The organism is Vibrio algivorus (assembly GCF_030161215.1).
Classification (GTDB): Bacteria; Pseudomonadota; Gammaproteobacteria; order Enterobacterales; family Vibrionaceae; genus Vibrio; species Vibrio algivorus.
The window spans coordinates 101,458-118,653 of record NZ_BSPV01000003.1 but is presented as its reverse complement, the minus strand read 5'-3'; the positions used below and the strand labels follow the sequence as shown (position 1 = coordinate 118,653).

The following is a 17,196-nucleotide window of genomic DNA, read 5'->3' as shown; positions in this document are numbered from 1 at the left end:
CTCTGAATTCTGCATCTTGAAGTCACTTGGGTATATATTAGATATTAGGCCGTTTATTTAGATTAAAAGGATAGACAGACTTTTTCCGTGATTTTGTTCAGATCTCTTAGTTATTAAAAAGAGAGTTTTTATATATCGTTGCGTTTAAGAATCAAATTAGGATTTGGACAGTTATTGAGATAAAAGTTAGTGTGAATTGGGTCGACTACTCCGGGATAATCATTTTGATATTTTTCCATATCACGAATGATTTGAAAGTGTAGATGCGATGCCCAACCGCCATTTTCATGTGATTCACCAATCGTTGCGAACGCTTCACCAGCTTTAATGAATTGTCCGCACTGGAGGATACTTAATGATGATGTTGCTAAATGACCATAAAGCGTGTGAAAGACATAGCCTTCTAATTCGTGGCGTAAAATGATTGTTGGACCATAATCCCCTTGTTGCTGGTGGTTGGCAAATCCAAAAACTTCACCATCTAAGGGGGAAAAAACGCAATTTCCAGCAGGTATACCAAGATCAATACCAATATGTAGCGTACGAGATTCATTACCTGAAAAGTTATCGGTGTCTTGATAAATCATACGTTGTTCTGCATAACGGCCAATTTCCACTACCGCACCGGTTTCAGTAACCAATCTTTTTATTTCTGCGGAAAAGTCATGCTGTTCATTTACTTTAGTCCAGATATCACTACTTGGTGACAGGTCGACAATCAACCCTTTACCAAACTGATATTTACTATCCAAAATAGGATGAAATTGATGGTTTCTAAGTACAGATTCAAAAGTCATGATGACGATTTTGCCTCTTGTAATTTGATTGATGATTGACGTGGCACTAGTATCATCGCTGTGACATAGCCAAGCGCAGCGATAAAGGTGGGTAGCATTAAATCAATATTAACGAAAATAGCGGTAAGGTAGCCTGTTAGAGTCCATGCCAAGCCAACCATAGCACTTGATAACGCCATGGCCCAACCTTGATCACCATCACTGGCACGATCTGATAGTGCTGTAATATATAAAGGAAACGAAGACGCTACCATTATCGATGTCCAGATCATTGCGATAACATGAGTTACTGGCGTTGGTGTGATCGCCAGTAAAATCATGCCTATGCTCGCACCGCATAATACAGACTTTAGAGCGCGAGTGAGTGGCATCCAAGTAAGTAACAATCGTGGAATAAACAATAAAGATGCAATCATCACGATGCCAATCGCTAACATGAAATATTGGTAAAACTCACCTTCTACTGCCAATTGCCATTTTTGCGGCAGAATAAAAGAGATATTTTGGAAATATAAACTCCAACTGAATTGGCAAATAAATACGATGGCTAAACAAGGTAACAACCCTTTTTGACTTCGTGATAATGGCGTCGCTAATGAGAATGGATTTTCTTGCTTCAATATTGTTTGTTTTGGTATTTGGATGATATGTAGCAAAATAAAACAAACGATAGCAATCAATAAACAAGCATAGAAGGGGGCTTGAGGACCATATAGAGCAGTAAGTTTACTACCTAGTGCTGGGCCAAAAGACATTGCCGCTGTCATTACTACCGCCACAAAACTCATTAAGGTCGCTTTAGTTTTACCTTGACTATTATCAGCCAAAATCGCCTGAGCAATAGGTTGGCTAGCTGAGCCTAAACTGTTGATCATATTACCTGCAAACAACAATGCAACTGAACCCGCAATAATCGCATACACCGGCATCACAAAGCCGATAGCGGCTACCACTAAGCATAATGTCATCACAAACTTACGGCTGTAACGATCAGCAAAACGGGCGATAAATGGCGTAAAAAACATCGAAATAAAAGGCGCGGCTGACATGACTGTACCAAATAAAGTTCGTCTATCTTCTAGTGGCATCGCTTGAGCAATTGCTAGAGAGTGATCAGTTAAAAATAAATTCACATAAGCCGGAATGGTAATAAAGAATCCCGCCGACCCTAGAAAGATAATGAAATATAAAGCGAAAAGGGTGGCTTTAGGTAGTTGAGGTAAATCGGTACTAGTTGTGGACGTCATGGTTATCTCCAAAATTGTCTGAGTATTTTACTCGGGTATTTTGACAATGGGAATAGGAGTGGTGAATCTAGTTATGTTCCATTGATATGCTATTTTTGGTACTCCGTTGTTCAGATTATGAATAGCAGAACTACTCTTAAGTGGTAGTTAAACTCACACCAATCTTAATGCGCATCAAAGAAATAATAAGGGGAGGTTTTACTATAGGGATATCATAAACCTGAGGTTAGTAAATGGTGTGGTTGTGACAATAATAGAATCTCTGACCTTGATGCTTGCTTTGGTGTATAGCGTTAGCCTTTTATATTCTAGTGGGAAAAAGTTAGGCGCTAGTATCACCTTTGGCATTTTGGTGTTAGCGAGCATGGCTTCACTCTATTGGCCATTGATGTTATCACTTAGCTTGGCAGTCATCGTGATGGTGCTTGTACACCGATATCAATCTGAAGCTGTACAGGCCAATTCCCGCCCCAATATTTTACGTCGTTTTTGCCAACACGCGATGGCCTTGTCATTTTTTTTAGTTGCGATTCAATACACGCTCCACACTGCTTTATTAACGGCACAAATCTCCCCTAGTTTTTTGCGTCCTGATGTTGTGGATGCTTTCTTACCGATAGCTGCTGCCATTGAGTTAAAAGCGATTGTGAGTCTTGGCTTCTGGGATCAAGCTCACCCTGCAGGAGCGGTGATGTTATTTACGGTACTCATTACTGGCATAGTATGTAAACGAGCATTTTGTGGATGGATCTGTCCACTCGGGTTGGTCGGAGAATACTTATATCAGTGGCGTATAAAGTGGATTGCAAAACCTTATCCTGTTCCCAAGTGGTTAGATTGGCCACTGAGGATGATAAAGTATTTATTATTGGCCTTTTTTGCTTTTATTTCTTTAGGGATGCACCCTTCTAATATTCCTTATTATCTCAATGGTAACTACCACAAGATTGCTGATATCAAGACAGCTTGGTTGTTTGTGAATCCAGGTGTGATTACCCTTAGTGTGCTAACCGTTATGTTACTACTTGCAGCGTGGCGTCAGAGAGCATTTTGTCGTTATTTCTGCCCTTATGGCGCATTACTTGGGATTGTTAGCGTTATTAGTCCATTTAAGATTCGTCGTAATACTACGCATTGCTTAAATGAACGTGGTGATCTCAATTGTGATAAGTGTACTCGTGCTTGCCCTTCAAATATTATTATTCATACCGCCAACACGATTCGTACGGATGAATGCCAAGCTTGTATGCGTTGTGTGAGTGCTTGCCCTAAAAAAGAGGCATTAGGGTTTCGTGCGCGTAATGGGTGGCAATTGTCGAGTAAGCAGTTGCTTGGGCTTGTGCTAACTATCATGTTTGCCATTCCATTATTCGCATTCTTAGCCGGTTTTTGGCATAGCCAAACGCCAAACGAAGTGCGCATGCAATTGATTCAAGTGATGGATTACATTAGTTATTAAATTCAATTGTTTTCGATCTAGGTGTATTTCCTGAGCCGATGAAAAACTAAAAAAATGGCTAACTGATCATTCAGTTAGCCATTTGTCTTTCTAGGGGGAAGAAACCTAAGCTTGGCTAGATTGCGCGGCTGCTTGCGCTTCGTCTGCGCGACATACTGCGGCAGTGAATACCACGTCTGTAGAGCTGTTTAGGCCAGTTTCCGCTGAATCTTGAATAACACCAATGATAAAGCCTACACCGACAACTTGCATTGCGATGTCGTTTGAAATACCAAACAAGCTACATGCTAGTGGGATAAGCAACAGAGAGCCACCGGCAACGCCAGATGCGCCACAAGCCGAAACAGCTGCGACTAGGCTTAGTAATACTGCGGTTGGTAGGTCAACTTGAATACCAAGTGTATTTACTGCAGCAAGCGTTAATACGGTAATCGTAATCGCTGCACCGCCCATGTTAATGGTTGCACCTAGTGGGATAGATACCGAGTAAGTGTCTTCATTCAATTTTAGCTTTTCACACAGCGCCATGTTGACTGGGATGTTTGCAGCACTTGAGCGAGTGAAGAATGCCGTTACACCACTTTCACGTAAGCATTGGAATACCAACGGATATGGGTTTTGTTTCGTTTTTAGGTAAACAAGTAATGGATTCACTACTAAAGCAATAATTGCCATTGAACCAAGTAAAACCGCTAATAGTTGAGCGTAGCCTGCAATAGCACTAAAGCCTGTCGTTGCAAATGTGGTCGCAACAAGACCGAAGATACCAATTGGCGCAAGACGAATGATAAAGCGAACAACGGCAGAAACACCGTGGCTGATATCGCTGAACATATCTTTGGTTGCTGTATTCGCATGACGAAGTGCTAAACCTAAACCAACAGACCAAGCAAGAATGCCGATGTAGTTAGCGTTAACTAATGCGTTTACTGGGTTATCAACAATTTTAAATAGTAGAGTATTTAATACTTCACCAATGCCTTCTGGAGGTGTCGTGCCTGTTGCTGCATTTACTAAGGTAAGCGATGTTGGGAAAGCAAAGCTCATTAGTACCGCAGTTAGCGCCGCTAAAAATGTACCGATAAGGTAAAGAGTAATCACTGGACGCATATTACTGCTAGAGTCTTTTTTCTGGCTAGCAATAGATGCTGCAACCAAAACGAAAACTAGAATAGGTGCGATGGCTTTTAGTGCGCCTACGAATAGGCTACCAAAAATAGACATACTGGTTGCTGTTGAAGGAGAGATCATAGCAAGTGCAACACCTGCAATAATACCTACTAAAATTTGCAGCACCAAATTGCCGTTGGCCAATCGATAAATCAATGAGTTGTTGTTTTGCATATTTAAGCCTGTTTTATGTTTTATTGTCAGTCAAAAATCCTGTTTGACTGGCCTAGTAGCTTCTAGGCGGAACCATCATAGCTTCTGTAGTGAATCTGTCTACTAGAAAGCGAGAATATCAGTACAAGAATTAACAATTGGTGCATTTTAGTGTGCATATATATTGTTAAATAAATGTTGCGCAGGTTTATAGCACACTAAATGAACGTGAGAAAAACTTTTTTGTTGGTTTTGTGTTCACAGTTTGAATATTGATACTGTTTGTTTCTTGAACAAATTTAAAACTCTAACTAGCTTTAGATATAACTAAGTAACTTTCCAAGCTTAGAAAAGCCGTACCCGTTATGAATGTATACAAAATATAGCGTGGTGTGGTGCCAATTTTGCCTGATGACACTATCACCATGACTCCATGTTGCTTAAACATGTTGGAGCTTATGCTCACTTAGGTGTATCTGTGTGCTTTTTGCTCCTGAATAACAATAAAAATATTGCAAGGACGAGGGGGCATCTTGATTCGATCATGGACTAATGTTGTTGCTTATTTTATCGCAGATTCTAGCGATAGATACTTTTCTCTGTGTCTAGTGGCTCGTACGCTTATCGGGATGTTGTTGTTTGTGCCGATGATTGCCACTCCTGCCGAAACGCGACTTAACCTCACCCAAGGGGTCACCGAAATCAGTGGCAAGGTGTATGACTTACATATGCTGATTTTTTATATTTGCTGCGCAATTGGTGTGGTGGTGTTTGGTGTGATGTTTTATTCAATCATTCGTCATCGAAAATCTCGTGGCGTCAAAGCTGCACATTTTCACGAAAGTACCAAAGTCGAAATTATTTGGACGATCATCCCAATCATTATCCTCGTGTTGATGGCGATTCCTGCTACTAAAACGTTAATTGCGATGGAGGATACTTCGCAAGATGATCTCACTATTACCGTCACTGGTTCGCAGTGGAAATGGCATTACCGTTATTTCAACCATGATGTGGCGTTTTATAGCTTTCTTACTACTTCTCAAAAACAAATCGAAGGCAGTGAACAAAAAGGCGAGCATTATTTACTTGAAGTTGATAATCCGCTGGTGGTGCCAATTAATCGTAAGATACGTTTTCTTATGACGTCTGATGATGTGATTCACTCATGGTGGGTGCCTGATTTTGCGGTGAAGAAAGACGCGGTTCCCGGCTTTATTAATGAAGCTTGGACCAAAATTGATAAACCGGGCATTTATCGTGGTCAATGTGCGGAGCTATGTGGCCGTAACCATGGCTTCATGCCGATAGTGGTACAAGCTTTACCGGAAGATGAGTTTGATACTTGGTTAGCTAAACAAGAACAAATGGCTGCCGCCAAAAAAGCGGAACAAGAAAAAGCCCTGGGTAAAACTTTGAGCATGGATGAATTAATGGCGTTAGGTGAAAAAGTCTATAACGATCGTTGCTCCGTTTGTCATCAGGTTAACGGTGAGGGTATGGCGAATGTATTCCCTGCGATGAAAGGCAGCCCAATCGCAACTGGAGATCTATTGTCGCACATTGATATTGTCATCAATGGTAAAGCCGGCACGGCAATGCAGGCGTTCGCGAATCAACTAAATGAAGAGGAATTGGCGGCCGTTGTAACGTATGAACGTAATGCGTGGGGTAATGATACTGGCGACGCTGTGCAAGCTTCAGACATAAAGCAAGTGCTTACTAATGGTACTTTACCAGATAAAAGTAACGACCAAGCAAATATGGCAAGCACGTCTACACCTGAACCAAATACCATGACAGAGACAAGTACTGCATCAAACAGTAAGGCACCATCAGAGACTATGGATAGTCAACCGGAGGCACAATGAACCCTTCACCTTCTTATCAAGATACGTCAACCAATACTGCTGATAATATTGAAATCGAGCACGATCACCATGGGCCAGCTAAAGGCATAAAACGTTGGATTTATTCTACTAACCATAAAGACATCGGTACGCTGTATTTATGGTTCAGTTTGATCATGTTCTTCACTGGTGGTGCGATGGCCATGGTCATTCGGGCGGAGTTATTTCAACCGGGACTACAATTGGTTGACCCGCACTTTTTTAATCAAATGACGACCGTTCATGGTTTGATTATGGTGTTTGGCGCAGTGATGCCGGCTTTTACTGGCTTAGCAAACTGGATGATCCCAATGATGATTGGCGCGCCCGATATGGCATTGCCTCGCATGAACAACTTGAGCTTTTGGATCCTCCCTTTTGCCTTTTTGATTTTGCTGGGATCGTTGTTTATGCCTGGTGGTGGGCCTGATTTTGGTTGGACTTTTTACGCACCACTTTCTACCACCTTCAGTTCAGATAGCACGGCATTGTTTGTCTTTTCTGTGCATATCATGGGTATCAGCTCGATCATGGGAGCTATTAATGTGATCGTGACGATAGTGAATATGCGCGCACCAGGCATGGATTGGATGAAACTACCAATGTTTGTTTGGACTTGGCTGATCACTGCGTTCTTATTAATTGCTGTAATGCCAGTCTTAGCTGGTGCGGTTACTATGGTGCTAACCGATAAATACTTTGGAACGAGCTTCTTTGATGCGGCAGGTGGTGGCGATCCGGTGATGTTCCAACATATCTTTTGGTTCTTTGGTCACCCAGAAGTGTATATTATGATTTTGCCGTCATTCGGCATTATTTCAGCGATTATTCCAGCATTTAGTGGTAAGAAACTCTTTGGCTATCATTCGATGGTGTATGCCACTTGTTCTATTGCTTTATTGTCATTCTTAGTTTGGGCACATCACATGTTTACGACGGGGATGCCAGTGTTTGCTGAAATCTTCTTTATGTATTGCACCATGTTGATTGCGGTGCCTACAGGAGTAAAAGTCTTTAACTGGGTGGCGACCATGTGGCGAGGCGCCTTAACCTTTGAAACGCCAATGCTGTTTGCTATTGCGTTTATTGTGCTGTTTACCATTGGTGGATTTTCTGGATTGATGTTGGCGATAGTGCCGGCAGATTTCCAATATCACGATACTTACTTTGTGGTGGCGCATTTTCATTATGTACTAGTGACAGGGGCTGTGTTCTCAATTATGGCGGCAGCCTATTATTGGTTGCCTAAATGGACAGGCCACATGTACAACCAAACCTTGAGCTTGTGGCATTTCTGGTTATCGATTATCTCGGTCAATATTCTTTTCTTCCCGATGCACTTTTTAGGCTTGGCTGGTATGCCGCGTCGAATTCCTGATTATGCTATTCAATTTGCTGATGTGAATCAGATCGTGTCGATTGGAGGGTTTACTTTTGGGTTGTCTCAGTTGCTGTTCTTAGCGGTCGTGATTAAGTGTATTCGAGGCGGCGAAGCGGCCGTTGCTAAGCCTTGGGAGCGAGCCGAAGGATTGGAGTGGACAGTACCAAGTCCAGCACCTCACCACACATTCTCAACACCTCCAAAGGTTGATTAATCGAAAGTAGGATGAGATATGTCGAATCGAGCATCTAACAGCAGCCCTAAACATAATGAAAACCCCAAAAGCAATAGCAAGCTAATTGGCTATTTGCTGTTGAGTGTTGTGGGTATGTTTGGCTTTGGTTTCGCCCTAGTTCCTCTATACGACATTATGTGTGAGCAGCTTGGGATTAATGGCAAAACCAATACTGAGGCAGCCAGTTCGCAAGGCATCCAAGTTGATACATCTCGATTAGTACGAGTGCAATTTATGTCTCAGGTTAGTCCTAATATGCCGTGGAAATTTGAGCCTGCGCAAGTGCAGATGGATGTTCATCCCGGTCAAGTGACTAGAACCAGTTACCGAGCTGTGAATAATTCGAATGTAACAATGATTGGGCAAGCAGTACCTTCGGTTGCACCGGGATTGGCGGCAACCCACTTTAATAAAATTGAATGCTTTTGTTTTAATCATCAGCCATTGCAAGCGAATACAGAAGCGGAATTACCGGTGATTTTTTATGTGGATAAAGACTTACCCAGTTCAGTTAACCGGTTAACGCTTTCTTATACTTTGTATGATATTACGGAAAGTAGTAAATCATCCTCTCAGCCAGAACCTCAATTAACACTTAAGCCAGTAGAAGATGTAACACAGGAACAAAATAAAAACGCCATGCAAAGTCTGAGCAAGGGAGCGCCGGAGTTGCTCGCTCAATCATCCCATTCATCGCCAAATGAGCTGAATTAGCTTGTTTTAAGGAGGGCCCACATGAAGGAGATCCAGATGAATAAGTCGAATCCATTACCTCAATCGTCTGCCATAGAGTCAGAAGTTAGGCGGTCAGTCTCAGGTCAAGCATCACCTTCTAGTCGCCAACCGGCCTCTCATCAACCAGAGATTTATTATGTTCCATCAGAAAGTAATTGGCCGATTGTTGGTGCCTTTGCCCTATTTTTGATTGCGGTGGGGGCGGGGCTTTATATGCAACCGAAAGGTATGTTGAGCCACTTTGGTGGGTTCGTATTACTGGCTGGGCTTATTGTGTTGGTTATCATGTTGGTAGGCTGGTTTCGTAATGTCATCCAAGAATCAATGTCGGGTTTATATTCACATCAAATTGAACGCTCTTTTCGTCAAGGCATGAGCTGGTTTATTTTCTCCGAAGTAATGTTTTTCGCTGCCTTCTTTGGTGCACTATTCTACGCCAGAATGATCGCTGTGCCTTGGCTTGGTGGGGCATCCAACAACCTAATGACCAACGAAGTCTTGTGGCCAACTTTTGAAGCTATTTGGCCTTTGGTGAAAACACCAAGTGGGGTCGAAACTCAAGCTATGCCGTGGCAAGGCTTACCTTTGATGAATACCATTATCTTACTGACTTCTTCGATTACATTGCACTTTTCACAATTGAGCTTAGAAAAAAATCAACGTACCGCTCTGATTATATGGTTAGAAATTACCATTGTGTTAGCGGCCGCTTTCTTGTTTTATCAAGCCGAAGAATATATTCATGCTTACCAAGAAATGAACCTTACGCTGCAATCTGGCATTTATGGTAATACCTTCTTCTTATTAACCGGATTTCATGGATTACACGTCACCCTAGGTACTATCTTTCTAATCGTTCTTTTAGCAAGAATTGCCTTTAGTCATTTTACCCCTCGTGATCACTTTGCTTTTCAAGCTGGGAGTTGGTATTGGCATTTTGTCGATGTGGTATGGCTGTGTTTGTTTATCTTTGTCTATGTTTTATGAGGGGCAAGGTTTTAGTTCCTAGGTTTTGCTTGTTCATGCTGATTAATAAGGGCGATCGTTGGGGGAGATTAACCCTGACGTTAAGCCAATTAACAGCACCATAATCACAATCACGGAGATGAAAAGTCGTTTACCAAGAAACCGACTCATAGGCACCGAATTGGGGTCTTCTCGGTCGTATTTCACCATTGAGTATAAAGCTCTGCCGAGGTTAAAAATGACGAACAACAGCAGAAGCACTAGCGTTAATTTGAATAAGAAAACGAGTGTCATAACAACTCCTGTGTCGAAGTGGGGAATAAAAAAGATCAGTTTATTGTTATTAACAATGGTCGTGTTTGCAGTGATGGTCAAATTAGGCTTTTGGCAATTAGATCGGGGTAACCAAAAATTGGCTTTGGAGCAGAAATTACAGTTAAGAGCGGATGCTACACCCATTGCGATCGAAGACTGGAAAATAAGTTTGAATGAAGAATTTACGGGAGTGAAGTTGTCGCTAAGGGTTGCGCCATTAACTGATGATTTAAAGGTGCAACGAGTGTATTGGGATAATCAAACTTGGCAGGGCAAAGTCGGTTATCTGGTTTTTCAGCCAGTGCGTTTATTGGCCAATGACCCTCAATCTGATTTTGAGGCTGTTGGGTTGATTGAATTGGGTTTTATACCTGCTGGTCGTGATAGGCAAATACTACCCAAAGTCACCGAGCTTGATACGACACAACCAATGATTGGCCGATTATATCGAAAACAAGTAAACCCAATGAGCCAAGGCTTGATGCCTGAAATGATGGAAATAACCGATAGTCTAGGGTTAAGAATTCAAAACTTATCGCTTGAAGACTTACCTCAGCACTTGTTTTCAGATAGGCAGCTGAGCTTATTTTCTTATGTGATTCAGCCAATGCGACCTTTACTTTTCATGGATGATTCGAGGTTAACAGAAAATAATGGATTAAAAGTTAGTGAGCACCTACCTCACCCTTGGCAGCCACTACCCATGCAATCTAAGCGTCATTTTGGATATGCAGTGCAATGGTTTTCGATGGCGGCAGTATTGTTGGGGTTAGCACTGTGCTTTGCTTATCGGCAAAGTAAGCCATCAAAACATGTGGAAAAAAAGAGTAGGAATCGTAATCACTTACAGTAATTTTAGGTCAAGATGGGTGTATATATGCATGATAAAAAACATGAAACAGCATTGAATCAATCATCGCTAGCAACAATGGCTTACTCTCCTCGTTCAGGGAAAAAAGTATTGCTTCTCATGTTGCTGATTTTTGCCCTACCAGTGATTGCTGCAAAATTGATTTTATCGATGAACTGGTATCAGTCAGGCGTAACCAATCATGGTGTATTGATTGATTCACAGCTGCACTACCAAGATTTAGGGCTAACAAACCCTGCGAGGCATACCTGGCAAATGGCGTATTTATTGCCGCAAGATTGTGCTGAAATTTGTCAGCAACAATTGCATTTATTAAAGCAAAGCCATATTGCACTAGGTAAAGATCAACCGAGAGTCATGCCAGTGGTGATTGCGGCTAATGAAAAAGACTTAACTAGATTACAAGATAGCGGCTTTGTGCTGTTAGCGGCGCCAGAGCTTTGGGGGCAGCTAGAGATGAAAAGCTTTGCAGGACAAGATTTTGTATTGATTGATCCGCTCGGTCAATGGGTGATGCGCTATCCCACGGCGATTAACCAGGATGAATTATCTGATGAGCTTAAAGGACTATTAGCTGATTTACGCAAACTATTAAAGCTATCACGAGTCGGTTAACCGTAGTGAGATTAAATTATACCAATCGCAATAAGTAACTGCTCACCTTAGCTTGTTAAAAAACTCGCTAACTACGTTATAAAATTTGTATGTAGAATTACTACTAACAAAATTTTATGCCTTGTTATCAAGCTTTTTTCCTACGCTAGTTTAGACCATTTACTTATATTGATTGGTATTCGGAGGCGATATGGATTACCCAGCATTGTTAAGCAAATTGATTCGGCTCAGTATTGGCCTCACTTTGGTGGTAATAGTGTTAGGCGCTTATACCCGAATTTCTGATGCGGGACTTGGTTGTCCTGATTGGCCTGGTTGTTACGGTCAGCTCAATGTACCAATGAAAAATGATGAAATTATGCGAGCTTCTGCACTGTTTCCTGGGCATACCATTGAGCCTTATAAAGCTTGGCTTGAGATGATCCATCGCTATGTTGCGGGTAGCTTAGGTTTATTGATTGCGGCAATTTTGGTAGTGAGCTTCAAAGTGCCAAATATTCCGAAAGCTTGGCCTAGTGCTTTAGCTTTGTTGGTCGTGTTCCAAGCTGCGCTAGGTATGTGGACAGTGACCTTAAAACTGATGCCAATTATTGTGGTACTTCATTTATTTGGTGGCTTTGCCTTACTCAGTTTGTTATTGGTATTTTATTTGGTTAGTCGAGCTTATTGTCAGCGGCAAAATAACAAAGTAATAAACGATGGATGCCAATCGCAAGAGAACTTGAGTTATCAAGGCTTACATTCCGCTTCTTCATTACAAAAAATGGGTTGGTTATCACTTAGCGTACTCATTGTACAAATCTTTTTAGGAGGCTGGACGTCATCTAATTACGCAGCTTTAGTTTGTACCTCTCTGCCATTGTGTGAAGGCGATTGGTGGCAAGCGTTTAATTTAAGTGGGGCATTTACTATTTTTCAGCATCCATTATTGATGAATGGTAATAGCTACGAGTTTGGTGTTTTAGATTATGGTTCACGGATGACGATTCATTTGGTGCATCGCTTTGGAGCCATTATTAGCGCTATCACTTTATTGTTTTTTGCTTGGCAACTGGTTCGCTTTTCATCGAGTCGTACGCTTAATCGAGCTGCTTGGAGTTTAGTCGGTTTGGTTGTGCTGCAAATTAGTTTAGGAATTGCCAATGTTGTGATGCATCTACCTGTTATTTTAGCCGTTGGTCACAATTTAGTCGCAGCGCTGCTATTGTTAAATATAGTATTTATATGTACTCAGTTACGTTTGTCTTATCGACCAAAAGTAATAGGGCAAGCGACAAATCATATTCAAATGAGAATGATCACTAAGCCTAGTCACAATACTGAACAATCAAAACTATCAAAATAACTACTAGGCTTGATTTGAACGTTAGGAGGTCATGATGCCGAAGTCTAATGTAATTCCTTTCCCGCCAAAGCAAGAGCCTGTGCGGGGTAGCCATCCTATTTCGGTGAAACTTTCAGGTCATCACTCCGCAATCCCTTCTATTCCCGATGATTCAACCTCTGACCCAAGATCTTTTTCTGAGCATGTTCGCCAGCGTACCAAATCTTATTGGTTGGCTCAGTGGCGTTTGTATTACTCGCTAACCAAACCCAAAGTTGTGATGTTAATGCTACTTACTGCTTTGGTAGGAATGTGTTTATCACTTGATGGAAAATTACCTCTGCAACCATTAGTACTAGGGTTACTTGGCATTGGTTTAATGGCGGGGTCTGCGGCGGCCTTGAATCATTTAATTGATCGTAGAATTGATGGGTTAATGGCTCGCACTAAAAATCGTCCTTTGCCATCGGGACAATTACAAAACTGGAAAGTCGCTTTATTTGCCAGTGTCATTGGGATTGTCGGTTTTGGGGTATTGTACTCTGGTGTCAATGGGTTAACCGCTTGGCTGACTTGTGCCAGTTTAGTGGGTTATGCAGTGATTTATACTTTGTACCTGAAACGCGCTACGCCGCAAAATATTGTCATTGCAGGTATTGCCGGTGCGATGCCGCCATTATTAGGGTGGACAGCCATGACTAATGAGCTTCATCCTCACGCTTGGCTATTAGTTATGATCATTTTCATTTGGACGCCACCACATTTTTGGGCACTAGCGATTCACCGTAAAGATGAGTATGCAAAAGCCGAAATACCAATGCTTCCGGTTACGCACGGTGTAGAATTCACTAAAACTAGCGTGCTGCTTTACACTATATTATTGATGATGATTTGTGCCTTGCCAGTGTTATTTGGCATGAGTGGGGTACTGTATGCAATAGCTTCAACTGTGTTATCTCTTGGCTTTGTCTATAAAGCATGTGAGTTGAAATACTTTCCGAAACCGAACAGCGCAATGCAAACCTTCAAGTTTTCTATTTATCATTTGATGGGGCTATTTGTTGCCTTATTGGTCGATCATTATGTGCTAGTTGGTTAATTTTCATAATCTGATACTTAGGCGTTTTTTAAAAGATCGGTTAACATTGAAGTTACTTTTAATTTCAACTTCTTAAGGAATAATAATGAAGAGCTTTGGTTCTGGCTTTAATAACTTTTTTGTCGGTTTATTCAGTGGGCTACTATTGCCTATTGTGATCATTATGGTCTTGCTATTTTTAACGGTCGACAAGATCACAAGCTTTGCTGAAAATGAAGCTATTGCACCGTTATATCAACGTGGTGAACAAACGTTAGATAAAATGGATGCTTTATTAACGACCCTAGATAGCAAAGTTGATAATGCTAATCTACAAGATGTTAAATTACTTGCCCCATTAAAAGATGCCAACTTATTCCCTGAATTAAAGCAAATTGCGAGTACCGTTTCTAAGCTTCGCGATGCTTCTGATGCGGAAAAACAAGAGATGCTTGAGAATTTAAAAGTTAAGCTAAAAACGACGCTACAAGAGAAATTCCCAGAAGATAAAGCCCAGCAGTTGGCGGATAATCTAGCGGGTATTGCCGATGTATTAGCTAGCAAAAAAGAAGCTTTGTTGGAAAATAACGAACAGCTGCTTGAGAAAAAAGATGAGCTAGTTGAACAAGCGCAAGAGACGAAAGAGCAAATTCAAGAAAAAATGGAAGATGTTCAGCAAGAGAATTAATTTCCTTCTTACTAGATAAAATGAAAGCCTGCTATTCATTTTATAGCAGGCTTTTTTGATTGCATTTAGCGACAAGTCCTCACTTTCTGCCATGCAGACCAGCTTTTATCTTGTGGTTTTTCATTATACGACCACCACTTTGCTTGCCATTCAAAACCTGCATAATTGACGCTTTGAGCTTGGCTATAAGACGTATCTTTCATCCATTCTATGGATTCACATCGTTTTGGAAGTGCTTGCGGATTTTCCATCCAATTCACTAACTCTAAGTGGCTAACAATACGCACCTCTTGTTTTGAAAGTGCATAATCAAGAAATGCTTCAATTGCTTGGCGACGCTCTTTTGCGGTAGAGACGGTTGGTGTCCATTGATCGATTTGATCATCATATTGAGTCGAGTGTCCAAGAAATGTCATTGGGGCTTTGTTGCCAGCAAGGCGCATATCGAGGTTATATTTTAAAATGGCTAATACTTCTGGGCCACTAAGTTGTGCCATGTAAAACAAGTTGTAATCACCCGCTTCAATTTTTCCAGACTGCACATCAAACCAACTCATTTTTTGTTGTATTTTGTCTCTTAATGAATAATCAATGCCGTATTGCTTCACGACTTCATCATCTGGCACGGTTAACGCATAAACGGGTACTTCCCATAGCCCTGCATGTTGAGTGGTTGGTGGTTTTATTCCCCAACTAGCCGCAAGGTCGGCACCAGGGCTGCCGTTATCTAGGGTATAAGGCCAGTATTGATTCCCTGCATGGTGGCTTGATTCATAACCTTCAGCAATACTGGCATCGTATTTGAAGCCGTTCTGATTTAGGGTCGTAAATAAGGCATCGTTGTACTCTAAATAAGGCGACCGAAAGCCAACGGCATTGGCATCGATCCCTTCAGCATCGGATGGAAACTCAGGAGCGATTTGAGTAAATGGTTTGCTCATGGCCTTCTGGCAATCATTAATTTGCTGTTGCCATTGCGCGGCAGTAAATTCCAAACCATGTAAATGATTGAGAGTGTGGTTTGCCATTTCATGCCCGAGTAAATTAGCTTGATACCAGGTTTCTTTGACATGGCCAGCATTGGTGCCTTGTTCGTTTGCCGCCGTTATTGCTTCACAAGTATTAAAAAAGGTTGTGTGAATAGGAGAGCCATCAAAGGTGGCTGCATTACCATGTCCAGCTGGATTTGTACGTTTTCCCCACTGTTCAAGTACCCAGTTTTGTCCATCCACCAAGGTATTGTCATCAAATGCGATGGCGATAAATTGTGGCGCATTTTCAATTGCAATACTGCCTGGTGGAAGTTGAGAAGGGGCTTGGTTGGCCGCATGGCTATAAAATGAAATAGCAGCCAGTCCTAAGCTTAAAGTAAACCCTTGTTTAAGCATCGTTTTCTCCTTTTTTAATATACCCGTCGTACTTGAAGCTGCAGTTTTGTTGCCGGCGTTCATTCGCCCCAATCACATAGGCGAGCTATGCTCATGGGGCCTCATTCACTTGTCGCCTCACTGCAACTTCAATTACTTTGGGTATATATTCAATATCAAGAATAGGAGGAAGGAAAATAACGTGTGTAAAGACTGCGACTAATGGAATCAATATTGAATTTACAATGTAAATAAGCGATTTGTAGATTGCTTTAATGGCATCGAAATATTCCGTTTAGAACTGTACTTTTTTTAGAACATCATCGGCGCAATTGAGAGCACTAATAGCCCCGCCATTGAATAATTAAACCACTTCACTCGTAGTGGGCTATTAAGCCAAATTTGCAGTTTTTGCCCTGCATAAATCCATAACGTGGCTGATGGCATATTCACTAGTCCAAACATCAGAGAAACAATTAACACGCCTTGCCAGTTATTGAGGGTGTTATAGACACTGACTGCGGTGATCGCCATTGTCCATGCTTTGGGATTGATCCATTGAAAATTGACCGCAGCGAAAAAACTCATTGGTTGATATTCAGTATTTTGAGAGCCGGGTTGTGCGCGAGCAATTTTTAATGCCAAATAAAATAAATAGACAATACAAGCTATGTTCAGCACTTGGTGTAATACAGGATATAATTGAAAGAGGCTCATTAACCCAACCCCGACCAGCAGTACCATAAAACTAAATCCAAACACGACGCCGAGCATGTGTGGAACGGTGCGCAGAAAGCCAATGTTAGCGCCAGATGTCATCAACATAATGTTGTTAGGTCCGGGTGAAGCGGTTGACACTAGAACAAAAGTAAATAATGCGAGTAGTTGTTGAATATCCATTGCTTA

Annotated in this window: 15 protein-coding genes and 1 pseudogene; 10 read left to right on the top strand and 6 right to left on the bottom strand. The window is 41.6% G+C overall.

Annotation, left to right across the window (positions count from 1 at the left end; genetic code table 11):
- Positions 1-128: 128 nt before the first annotated feature.
- Positions 129-797, bottom strand: a complete 669-nt coding sequence (locus QQJ93_RS02225) for a peptidoglycan DD-metalloendopeptidase family protein (protein ID WP_089123883.1) — start codon at positions 795-797, stop codon at positions 129-131.
- On the bottom strand, positions 794-2,044 hold the full coding sequence (locus QQJ93_RS02220; protein ID WP_089123882.1) for an MFS transporter: 1,251 nt from the start codon (positions 2,042-2,044) through the stop codon (positions 794-796). The genes QQJ93_RS02225 and QQJ93_RS02220 overlap by 4 nt, the downstream gene beginning before the upstream one ends.
- Before the next feature lie 244 nt (positions 2,045-2,288).
- Here QQJ93_RS02220 and QQJ93_RS02215 point away from each other — a divergent pair, with 244 nt between their 5' ends.
- Positions 2,289-3,503 (top strand): 4Fe-4S binding protein, encoded by a 1,215-nt coding sequence (locus tag QQJ93_RS02215; protein WP_089123881.1) that lies wholly within the window; start codon positions 2,289-2,291, stop codon positions 3,501-3,503.
- Between the two features lie 105 nt (positions 3,504-3,608).
- Here the strand turns inward: QQJ93_RS02215 and sstT are convergent, their stop codons facing one another.
- Positions 3,609-4,847, bottom strand: a complete 1,239-nt coding sequence (gene sstT, locus QQJ93_RS02210) for a serine/threonine transporter SstT (protein ID WP_089123880.1) — start codon at positions 4,845-4,847, stop codon at positions 3,609-3,611.
- Positions 4,848-5,455: 608 nt separating this feature from the next.
- Here sstT and coxB point away from each other — a divergent pair.
- The 4 genes and pseudogenes from coxB (at position 5,456) to QQJ93_RS02190 (ending at position 10,053) form a co-directional block, all read left to right on the top strand.
- A complete protein-coding gene (gene coxB, locus QQJ93_RS02205; RefSeq protein ID WP_089124523.1) occupies positions 5,456-6,697 on the top strand; it encodes a cytochrome c oxidase subunit II in 1,242 nt (413 codons plus the stop codon).
- A gap of 50 nt (positions 6,698-6,747) precedes the next feature.
- Positions 6,748-8,310 (top strand): annotated as a pseudogene (gene ctaD, locus QQJ93_RS02200) (cytochrome c oxidase subunit I); the annotation flags it as partial.
- 18 nt (positions 8,311-8,328) lie between these two features.
- Positions 8,329-9,045 (top strand): cytochrome c oxidase assembly protein, encoded by a 717-nt coding sequence (locus QQJ93_RS02195; protein WP_089123878.1) that lies wholly within the window; start codon positions 8,329-8,331, stop codon positions 9,043-9,045.
- A 36-nt stretch (positions 9,046-9,081) separates the two neighbouring features.
- Positions 9,082-10,053: a cytochrome c oxidase subunit 3 gene (locus QQJ93_RS02190; RefSeq protein WP_089123877.1), complete on the top strand. Its 972-nt coding sequence runs from the start codon at positions 9,082-9,084 to the stop codon at positions 10,051-10,053.
- A 42-nt stretch (positions 10,054-10,095) separates the two neighbouring features.
- Here the strand turns inward: QQJ93_RS02190 and QQJ93_RS02185 are convergent, their stop codons facing one another.
- Positions 10,096-10,326 carry a DUF2909 domain-containing protein gene (locus QQJ93_RS02185; RefSeq protein WP_089123876.1) on the bottom strand — a complete coding sequence of 77 codons (231 nt, stop codon included), beginning with the start codon at positions 10,324-10,326 and terminating at the stop codon, positions 10,096-10,098.
- On the opposite strand from QQJ93_RS02185, the gene QQJ93_RS02180 reads away from it, so the two are divergent.
- From QQJ93_RS02180 to QQJ93_RS02160, 5 genes are all read left to right on the top strand, one after another.
- Positions 10,271-11,200, top strand: coding sequence for an SURF1 family protein (locus QQJ93_RS02180; RefSeq protein ID WP_089123875.1), 930 nt, complete (start codon positions 10,271-10,273; stop codon positions 11,198-11,200). The two genes, QQJ93_RS02185 and QQJ93_RS02180, sit on opposite strands and share 56 nt — an antisense overlap.
- Positions 11,201-11,224: 24 nt before the next feature.
- On the top strand, positions 11,225-11,833 hold the full coding sequence (locus QQJ93_RS02175) for a hypothetical protein (protein ID WP_244943742.1): 609 nt from the start codon (positions 11,225-11,227) through the stop codon (positions 11,831-11,833).
- A gap of 190 nt (positions 11,834-12,023) precedes the next feature.
- Positions 12,024-13,178, top strand: coding sequence for a COX15/CtaA family protein (locus tag QQJ93_RS02170; RefSeq protein WP_089123874.1), 1,155 nt, complete (start codon positions 12,024-12,026; stop codon positions 13,176-13,178).
- A gap of 34 nt (positions 13,179-13,212) precedes the next feature.
- Positions 13,213-14,256 carry a heme o synthase gene (gene cyoE / locus QQJ93_RS02165; RefSeq protein WP_089123873.1) on the top strand — a complete coding sequence of 348 codons (1,044 nt, stop codon included), beginning with the start codon at positions 13,213-13,215 and terminating at the stop codon, positions 14,254-14,256.
- Between the two features lie 85 nt (positions 14,257-14,341).
- Entirely contained in the window at positions 14,342-14,923 is a 582-nt protein-coding gene (locus QQJ93_RS02160; protein WP_089123872.1) for a hypothetical protein, read from the top strand.
- Positions 14,924-14,988: 65 nt separating this feature from the next.
- On the opposite strand, the gene QQJ93_RS02155 is transcribed toward QQJ93_RS02160, so the two are convergent.
- Both QQJ93_RS02155 and QQJ93_RS02150 read right to left on the bottom strand, forming a co-directional pair.
- On the bottom strand, positions 14,989-16,311 hold the full coding sequence (locus QQJ93_RS02155; RefSeq protein ID WP_089123871.1) for a polysaccharide deacetylase family protein: 1,323 nt from the start codon (positions 16,309-16,311) through the stop codon (positions 14,989-14,991).
- A gap of 291 nt (positions 16,312-16,602) precedes the next feature.
- A complete protein-coding gene (locus QQJ93_RS02150) occupies positions 16,603-17,190 on the bottom strand; it encodes a LysE family translocator (protein ID WP_089123869.1) in 588 nt (195 codons plus the stop codon).
- Positions 17,191-17,196 lie beyond the last annotated feature (6 nt).

Bases quoted from the DNA above. Each gene is read 5' to 3' on its own strand.
- QQJ93_RS02180 (WP_089123875.1), top strand. From the start codon at position 10,271: ATGACGAACAACAGCAGAAGCACTAGCGTTAATTTGAATAAGAAAACG.
- QQJ93_RS02150 (WP_089123869.1), bottom strand. From the start codon at position 17,190: ATGGATATTCAACAACTACTCGCATTATTTACTTTTGTTCTAGTGTCA.
- QQJ93_RS02220 (WP_089123882.1), bottom strand. From the start codon at position 2,044: ATGACGTCCACAACTAGTACCGATTTACCTCAACTACCTAAAGCCACC.
- QQJ93_RS02195 (WP_089123878.1), top strand. From the start codon at position 8,329: ATGTCGAATCGAGCATCTAACAGCAGCCCTAAACATAATGAAAACCCC.
- sstT (WP_089123880.1), bottom strand. From the start codon at position 4,847: ATGCAAAACAACAACTCATTGATTTATCGATTGGCCAACGGCAATTTG.
- QQJ93_RS02225 (WP_089123883.1), bottom strand. From the start codon at position 797: ATGACTTTTGAATCTGTACTTAGAAACCATCAATTTCATCCTATTTTG.
- QQJ93_RS02175 (WP_244943742.1), top strand. From the start codon at position 11,225: ATGCATGATAAAAAACATGAAACAGCATTGAATCAATCATCGCTAGCA.
- coxB (WP_089124523.1), top strand. From the start codon at position 5,456: ATGTTGTTGTTTGTGCCGATGATTGCCACTCCTGCCGAAACGCGACTT.
- QQJ93_RS02190 (WP_089123877.1), top strand. From the start codon at position 9,082: ATGAATAAGTCGAATCCATTACCTCAATCGTCTGCCATAGAGTCAGAA.
- QQJ93_RS02155 (WP_089123871.1), bottom strand. From the start codon at position 16,311: ATGCTTAAACAAGGGTTTACTTTAAGCTTAGGACTGGCTGCTATTTCA.
- QQJ93_RS02185 (WP_089123876.1), bottom strand. From the start codon at position 10,326: ATGACACTCGTTTTCTTATTCAAATTAACGCTAGTGCTTCTGCTGTTG.
- QQJ93_RS02170 (WP_089123874.1), top strand. From the start codon at position 12,024: ATGGATTACCCAGCATTGTTAAGCAAATTGATTCGGCTCAGTATTGGC.
- cyoE (WP_089123873.1), top strand. From the start codon at position 13,213: ATGCCGAAGTCTAATGTAATTCCTTTCCCGCCAAAGCAAGAGCCTGTG.
- QQJ93_RS02160 (WP_089123872.1), top strand. From the start codon at position 14,342: ATGAAGAGCTTTGGTTCTGGCTTTAATAACTTTTTTGTCGGTTTATTC.